At 50.5% G+C, this 7,056-nt stretch carries 7 protein-coding genes; 1 reads left to right on the top strand and 6 read right to left on the bottom strand.

Features of this window, described 5'->3' with window-relative positions; translation table 11 throughout:
* Positions 1-143: 143 nt before the first annotated feature.
* Positions 144-806, top strand: a complete 663-nt coding sequence (locus tag V3O24_RS01205) for an FRG domain-containing protein (RefSeq protein ID WP_331305813.1) — start codon at positions 144-146, stop codon at positions 804-806.
* Between the two features lie 117 nt (positions 807-923).
* Here V3O24_RS01205 and V3O24_RS01200 read toward each other — a convergent pair whose 3' ends face one another.
* The 6 genes from V3O24_RS01200 to V3O24_RS01175 all read right to left on the bottom strand — a co-directional run bounded on the left by V3O24_RS01200 (position 924) and on the right by V3O24_RS01175 (position 6,616).
* Positions 924-1,886, bottom strand: a complete 963-nt coding sequence (locus V3O24_RS01200; protein ID WP_331305811.1) for a Nudix family hydrolase — start codon at positions 1,884-1,886, stop codon at positions 924-926.
* 98 nt (positions 1,887-1,984) lie between these two features.
* Complete coding sequence (gene argJ / locus V3O24_RS01195; protein ID WP_331305810.1) at positions 1,985-3,199, bottom strand: bifunctional glutamate N-acetyltransferase/amino-acid acetyltransferase ArgJ; 1,215 nt, start codon at positions 3,197-3,199, stop codon at positions 1,985-1,987.
* 3 nt (positions 3,200-3,202) lie between these two features.
* The gene (locus V3O24_RS01190; RefSeq protein ID WP_181049862.1) at positions 3,203-3,970 is read right to left on the bottom strand and encodes a nucleotidyltransferase domain-containing protein; all 768 of its coding nucleotides are present in this window, start codon (positions 3,968-3,970) and stop codon (positions 3,203-3,205) included.
* 38 nt (positions 3,971-4,008) lie between these two features.
* Positions 4,009-5,145 (bottom strand): cation diffusion facilitator family transporter, encoded by a 1,137-nt coding sequence (locus V3O24_RS01185; RefSeq protein WP_331305807.1) that lies wholly within the window; start codon positions 5,143-5,145, stop codon positions 4,009-4,011.
* Between the two features lie 194 nt (positions 5,146-5,339).
* Entirely contained in the window at positions 5,340-5,573 is a 234-nt protein-coding gene (locus V3O24_RS01180; RefSeq protein ID WP_331305805.1) for a sulfurtransferase TusA family protein, read from the bottom strand.
* Positions 5,570-6,616, bottom strand: coding sequence for a tRNA (5-methylaminomethyl-2-thiouridylate)-methyltransferase (locus V3O24_RS01175; RefSeq protein ID WP_331305804.1), 1,047 nt, complete (start codon positions 6,614-6,616; stop codon positions 5,570-5,572). Before V3O24_RS01175 ends, V3O24_RS01180 begins: the two co-directional genes overlap by 4 nt.
* Between the last annotated feature and the right edge of the window lie 440 nt (positions 6,617-7,056).

Below are 7,056 nucleotides of genomic sequence, written 5' to 3'. Positions count from 1 at the left end.
TTCACCCTTTCGACCGGAAAACAGGGGCATATTTTAGCATTTCCGGTCGAAAAGATGGGCTTAAAAATAGATATTAATTAAATATTTCAATTGGATAGAGGGTTTTTCAGGAGTGACTAAGTAACGGTAGCTTCACTACCAGAATGTGGCGGGGACAAGGTGATCTTGATTGGCCAATTCATAGTTCTGCTTACCGAAGAATCTCATCGCCTAGCGAAGGGAAATTAGCTTCATATGAACAGCGCCTGCTTGAACAAGCCACCCATAATGGCTATAGGTTTTTGGATGGTAGAGAGTTGTCAGACATGGAGTTGCTCGCTCGCCTTCAACACCATGGTGCAGCAACCAGATTAATCGATACAAGTAAGAGTGTGTTGGTAGCTCTCTGGTTTTGCTGCGTTTCGGAACCTAATAAAACTGGGGCTCTTATTGGCGTACACACCGATCATTTGGGTGGCTATGAAGGTGAAACTGATCGCCGCAAATACCAAGAGGTGATTAAAGGCCTAAAGGGGGTACCGCACCCACTTACTTGGGAGCCGCCGTCAATTACTAAACGCATTGCGGCCCAGCACTCACAATTCTTGTATAGCGAAGTTAAGAAAGATAAATGGGGTAACTTAGCCCTCCCAAGGGATAAGGGGGCTACCTATATATTCGCTATTCCTTCCACACTAAAAACAAAATGCATTGAGATTCTACAAGAGGCTTTCGACATACGTCATCTGACGCTATTCCCTGATTTAGACGGTTTCGGACAGGCAAATAGCCATAACAAATATGAGTTCTATAACAACAGGTGGTAATCAATAGTATTAGTGCCATAGGATGGGCCGAGCTTGCAAGCCCATCGTTCGCGATTGATGCGGTTCGCTACTGCTCACCACATCCTACGGCACTACCCCATACCAACCCTACAGCACTCAATCCAAAAAAGCCCTGATCGCCGCTATCCCCTGGCCGCCGCTTTGCCGCACTGTGCTCAGGCTGGATTCGGTCATGCCCCCTAAGGCATAAACAGGCAGGTTGACCTTGGCGACCAGATCGGCAAATTGTTCCCAGCCCAGCGATGCGGCGCCCGGATGGGTTTGGGTTTCCTGCACCGGGGCCAGCACGACAAAATCCACGCCGATGTTTTGTGCATGTTGCAGTTGTTCAAGGTTATGGCACGATGCGGCGAGCCACCTGGGGCGCGTGGTCAAGGCTTGTCCTGAGCGTAGCCGAAGGGCCTGTCCTGAGCTATGTCGAAGGGCCATTAAGTCCCGGCTGGTCAGGTGGATACCGTCCACTTCGACTGAACAGTCAACGGCGGAATTCATTAACAGCATCGCCTGTTGCTGCTGACATAAGGGATAAGCCTGCTCAATAAACTTTGCGGCAGCGGCAGGAGGCAGGTTTTTCAATCTGGCCTGGATCAGCTTGACGCCCCGGTTCAATATTTTTTGCAGGTTAGTCAGCAACAAAGTTTCATCGGCATCATCCAGAATCGCGTAATGATGCGGCAAGCGGGCGGCGGTGATGATGGGCTGGTTGGCGGCGGGAAATGCGTAGTGTTCCAGTTCGGCTGGGGCTACCCATTTAAACGGCTGGCCTTCCAAACTTTTGGCTTCGCCTGAAAACTGCTCGACCAAGAAAACGTTTAGCTGTACGAGCCGGTCGGGATACTGGTGCTTGACGGTAATCAGCGGGGTTGCCGCGGTCACGGTGATGTTGATCTCTTCCTTGAGTTCGCGGGCCAACGCTTGTTCCGCTGTTTCCAAGGCTTCAATCTTACCGCCGGGAAACTCCCACAGGCCGCCTTGATGCAAATCGGCATGGCGCAGGGAAATCAGGATTTTTCCTGCCGGGTTTTTAACTACGCCTACGGCGACTTGGAGTGGGTTCATTTGCTAGTGGGCGCTGGAGCGTCCAAGACTGCATTCCCACGCCGGAGCGTGGGAACAATAAAACCTTTCGCCTTGTACCTTGCGCCTTTCACCTGCTTTTAAGTCCTATATTCCGCATTGATTTTCACGTACTCATACGAAAAATCACAGGTTAATACTTCCTGCACCGCGTCGCCGCGGCCCAGTTTGACGGTCACGGTGATTTCTTCCTGATTCATCACCCGCTGCCCGGCTTCCTCGGTATAGTCGTCGGCTCTGCCGCCGTTCCTGACGATGCAGACATCGTCCAGATACAGCTGCACGTCTTCCAGCACCATGTTTTCGACGCCTGCGCGGCCGACCGCCGCCAGTATCCGCCCCCAGTTCGGGTCGCTGGCGAAAAAGGCGGTTTTCACCAACGGCGAATGGGCGATGGTTTTGCCGACGCGCACCGCTTCTTCATCGGTCAAGGCCTGCTCGACCACGATGCGCATCAGCTTGGTTGCGCCCTCGCCGTCCCTAACGATGGCTTCCGCCAGTTGTTTGCAAACGGTCATCACGGCGTCGGCAAAGATTTGATAATGCTCGCTGTCCTGTTTGATTTCAGGAGCCAGCGAGCAGCCGCTCGCCATCAACACGCAAGCGTCATTGGTCGAGGTGTCGCCATCGACGGTGATGCGGTTGAACGATTGCTCGACGGCCAGCGCCAGGCAGTTCTGCAACAGGGTTTGCTCGATTTTTGCATCGGTCGCCATAAAGCCCAGCATGGTCGCCATATTCGGCTGGATCATGCCCGCGCCTTTGGAAATGCCGTTGATAGTGATGGTTTGTCCGTCGATTTCGATGACCTTGGATACGCCTTTCGGGAAGGTATCGGTGGTCATGATCGCCTGGGCAGCCTTGTCCCAGTTGGCGGCACCAAGGTTGCTGACGGCTTCCCGTAAAGCGGCTTTGATTTTGTTGACCGGCAGCGATTGGCCGATGACGCCGGTCGAAAAAGGCAACACCTGGGTTGCCGCACCGTCGACCACTGCGGCCAGATCGGCGCAGGTCGCCAACGCATCCTGCATGCCCTGCTCGCCGGTGCCGGCGTTGGCGTTGCCGGAATTGATCAGTAACCAGCGCGGACTATGCGCCAGATTCGCTTTCGCGACATGCACAGGTGCCGCGCAAAAGGCGTTCTGGGTAAACACCGCCGCACAGGTCGAATGCTCCGGCATTTGTATCACCAGAATATCATCCCTGACGGTTTGCTTGATGCCTGCGTTCGCTGTACCCAGCGTTATGCCTGCTACCGGGTGCATAATCGGAAAACTGCACTGTCCTACTGCCATAAGTTAAGCCTCGTTAAACTGAGTGGTTATATAACACTTGTCTTTTATCGCTAAATAAATGCCTTCAATAACTTCTTTTTTTGCATAAATTAAATTAATACTATTGGCCATTTCAATGGCGTCATCCTCGTATTCATGAGACAACTGATTTCGTATATTTCTCAAATCCTGCCATTCATTGACAATATCTATATCGATATATTTTTCCATTTTTTTAATAACATCCAAAAACGATAATTTATCGGCATTGCCTTCAAACCGCCCCACTAATACCCTAAAAAGCTTTTCACCCATACTATCCTGGAGCTTTGAAAACCTAAACAAATACTGATCTATCGCTTGCACTTGATCTTTGGATAAATTTTCATATTTAGTCGCAGTAAGCGGCATAAATGCCGACATATCGCTATAGGCTTCGTTTATCCGTTGCAAATGCTTAGTGCATTCTTTGAAAATCTTCTCGATTTTTAAGTTCTCTAAGTTCAATTCTATGCCTTTTTCAATCGCTTCTTTTTCTATGGGCCGGGTTTTGTCTTTGGCGATAACAACATCTATTTTTTGCTCGCCTAAAGCCATGTCTAATGCGCTTAAAAACTTGATCTTTTTCTCATACAAATTATCTTTATTATCAGGTACAAGATATAAATCTATATCCCCGCCTTTTTTATTGTCATCTACCCTGCTGCCAAAAAGATATACCTTTACTGTATCGCCGAATATGTTTTGGGCACTGTGTTGTATAGCGGTTATCTCAAATAGGGTTAATCGCATTATTTATAACCTATCCTGCAAAACTGGCTTTTAACGGATCAAACTTTAAAAAACACAAACACATTATCGATTTTTTTAACTTCCACACACATCAGTTTGCATTGTTTTTTTATCGCCTCCAGCTGCTCGCTGAGCGCAAAAGGCAAAATCACTTCCACTTCAATCTGGCCGTCCAGATAATGGATTCTGAAATCCTCGATAGCCACCTTAAAATCCGTCAGATAAATATCCAGCAATCGTTGCACTTCGCCGCGGGACAGCGGTCTGGATTGCTCCTGCAAACTTTCGTCATCTTCGGGGTCGACATGCACCAGCACATCCATCACGTCGTCAAAACGCCGGATCAAATCGTCCCTGACGATGTCGCCGATCATGTGGCCTTCCGAAACGGTAATACGGGGATCGACGACGATGTGCGCATCGATCAGCGCATCCTCGCCCATTTGCCGGGTGCGCAGTAAATGGATGCCTTCGACGCCGTCAATCGCATGAATGGCGGTCCTGATCTCGGCGACCAGTGCGGGCGGCAATGAGGTGTCGACCAGTTCCTTGATGCTCTCGAACACCAGGTTCAAACCGATTTTAGCCACCATCAACGCGACCACGACTGCGGCAATCCCGTCTGCCAACGGATAGCCCATCATCACCGCGCCTATGCCGAACAAAACCACCAGCGATGAAACAGCATCGCTACGCTGATGCCATGCATTGGCCAGCAGTAATTTGGAGCGGGTCTTTTTGGCGATGCGCTTGGTGTATTGGTACAGCCATTCGTTGATCAGGATTGAAACAGCCGCAACAGCCATTGACAGCACGTTGGGTACAGGCAGGTGCTCGGGATCCGCCATACGCTCCATGACCGACCAGACGATCGCGCCGCCGATCGCAATTAAGCTCCCGCCCAGAATGACCGTCGCGATGGTTTCAAAGCGACGGTGGCCGTAGGGATGATCATGATCGGCCTCGCGGCTGCCTAACCTAACCGCAATAATCACCAGCAGATCACTGAGCAAGTCCGAAAGCGAATGAATGCCGTCGGCAATCAGGGCCGCAGACTGCCCGAGGATGCCGAAGCCGATTTTGATCAGCGTCTGGAGAACGTTAATCGCCGCGCCGACATAGCTGGCTCTGGCTTTTAATTTATCCGTTTTTGCGGCGTCTAAGGCTTCGGCCATTATTCTATAAATCCTCGTTTCCAAGCGCTGCCATTAAGTTAAGTTCAAATGGAGTACAAGGCTTGCCTTGTACTAACCGCGCCATACTGCAAAGCCAGCCTTGCACTCCAACCGCTGGAAATACGCTGTCATTAACTTAATAGCAGTGACGCAGCGCCTGGGAACGGGAACCGTAGCGGGTATTGTCTAAAACCTCAGCCATTACCGCCGACTTCCAAAATAATAATGTATTCATTATCGCCCGAACGGGTTTCCAGCACCTTATGCCCGTTGATCCGGCACCAGGCAGGGATGTCCTGCATCACGCCCGGATCGGTGCAGATAACCTCCAACTGGTCGCCTGATTTAAGCTGCTTGACTTTATCCTGAGTGCGGATGACCGGTAACGGGCACAACAGGCGGCGGGCGTTTAAAGTTTCTCTATTCATATATACCATTCTTGCGGAATCTCTTCTGTGCCGAACGGCTTGACCTGAATAACCCGTTCGGAGCCCGCTTTATCGGTGATGCTCACATCGACTTGCTCGGCATTGCGTCCCTGGCCGTAGCGGGCGGTAATTCTGGCCGCCAGGAACAAATCCTCGGCCGAAGGCGAACCGTCCACCAGCACCAATGGCCCTGCATGACTGGTGCAATTCATCGTGATGAATTCTTTTTTGTAGCCCTGCATGAAGCGGCCTTCGCCTTCCTCCCTGGCGACGATAACCTTAAAGTTTTGTCCCGGCCTGATGTGCCTGCCGACTTTCAGCAGCATCACATCGTCCAGGTCGTATTGTTTGTCGCCGTCGCGCGCTTTCCATAAATCGACCAGTTTGGCCGAATAGTTGGCATCGGTCAGGAAACAGCAGCCGCCCGCAGGCTGGGCGTAGTCGTCAAAACCAAACTGCCGGGCCATCGCCATCTGCGGCTTGCGCGAGCGCCCGGTAAAATCATGCAGCTTCTCCCTATCGACCCAACCTTCCCGTTCCGGCAGGGTGAGCGGCAAATTCTTCGCGCACAAAGGCCGCAGTAAGCGGTCATCGGCGCCTGATTCTCTCGATATGATCGGCATCGTATCCTTGCGTTGCGACATCGGCCGTTGGCCGATCACTTCGCCGGTGATGATAAAGTCGAAATCGTTTTCCACGATCCACTGCTTGGCCTTGTTGACCATGAAAATCTTGCAGTCCAGGCAAGGGTTCATGTGCGCGCCGTAGCCGTGCTTGGGGTTGATCAGGACGTCTTTGTATTCTTCGATCACGTCGACGATATGCAGCTTCATGCCCAGCTGTTCGGCGACCCATAAGGAATTGTTGCGTTTTGGCTTGGCCTTGTCGCTGGCCCTGATCGCATGGGTGTGGCCTTCCACGCAAAAACCGGTAAAGAAGTTGATGCCTTCGACATGGACGCCCTGCTCCATGATGGTTTTCGCAGCCAGCATCGAATCCAGTCCGCCGGAAATTAACGCCACTGCTTTTCTTTGTTTACTCATATCACTCAAAAATTGGGAAAATTTGCCTATTATACCGGCTTATCTTCCAATTTGGCTTTCAATTCCATGTTCCGGCTTCGTAGGTACGCTTTGCGTAGTTTTCGGCATTCAATGATACGCACAGCGTACCCTACATGGCTATAGCGCCTGAAACGAGTTTTGTCTTTGGCGGCATTGGTCGAGTAATTTTTGAGCTGTGCCGATGTCGTATTTGTTTGCATGATATGTCGCCTTACCTTACAATCTAACCATTGAAAACAATAAGATAACTTTAATCAAAAATGATTATACGACAATGCGATTTTTTTATACGACAAATGGTGTCGTATATATTACGTTAGCCAACATTTATACCCCATAGATACGCTAATCGATTGAAACAAAAGAGGTCTTATGTTGTTGTTTCTTCTTAAAAGTGATACCCTCGCCCCGTCGTATAA

The sequence above is a fragment of the Methylobacter sp. Wu8 genome (genome assembly GCF_036440755.1).
In the GTDB taxonomy this organism is placed as follows: Bacteria; Pseudomonadota; Gammaproteobacteria; order Methylococcales; family Methylomonadaceae; genus Methylobacter_A; species Methylobacter_A tundripaludum_A.
The sequence above is the reverse complement of the archived record's forward strand: the minus strand, read 5'-3'. Positions and strand labels throughout refer to the sequence as shown.

Excerpts from the sequence above, each read along its gene's own strand:
- V3O24_RS01205 (WP_331305813.1), top strand. The coding sequence starts at position 144 with ATGTGGCGGGGACAAGGTGATCTTGATTGGCCAATTCATAGTTCTGCT.
- V3O24_RS01200 (WP_331305811.1), bottom strand. The coding sequence starts at position 1,886 with ATGAACCCACTCCAAGTCGCCGTAGGCGTAGTTAAAAACCCGGCAGGA.
- argJ (WP_331305810.1), bottom strand. The coding sequence starts at position 3,199 with ATGGCAGTAGGACAGTGCAGTTTTCCGATTATGCACCCGGTAGCAGGC.
- V3O24_RS01190 (WP_181049862.1), bottom strand. The coding sequence starts at position 3,970 with ATGCGATTAACCCTATTTGAGATAACCGCTATACAACACAGTGCCCAA.
- V3O24_RS01185 (WP_331305807.1), bottom strand. The coding sequence starts at position 5,145 with ATGGCCGAAGCCTTAGACGCCGCAAAAACGGATAAATTAAAAGCCAGA.
- V3O24_RS01180 (WP_331305805.1), bottom strand. The coding sequence starts at position 5,573 with ATGAATAGAGAAACTTTAAACGCCCGCCGCCTGTTGTGCCCGTTACCG.
- V3O24_RS01175 (WP_331305804.1), bottom strand. The coding sequence starts at position 6,616 with ATGAGTAAACAAAGAAAAGCAGTGGCGTTAATTTCCGGCGGACTGGAT.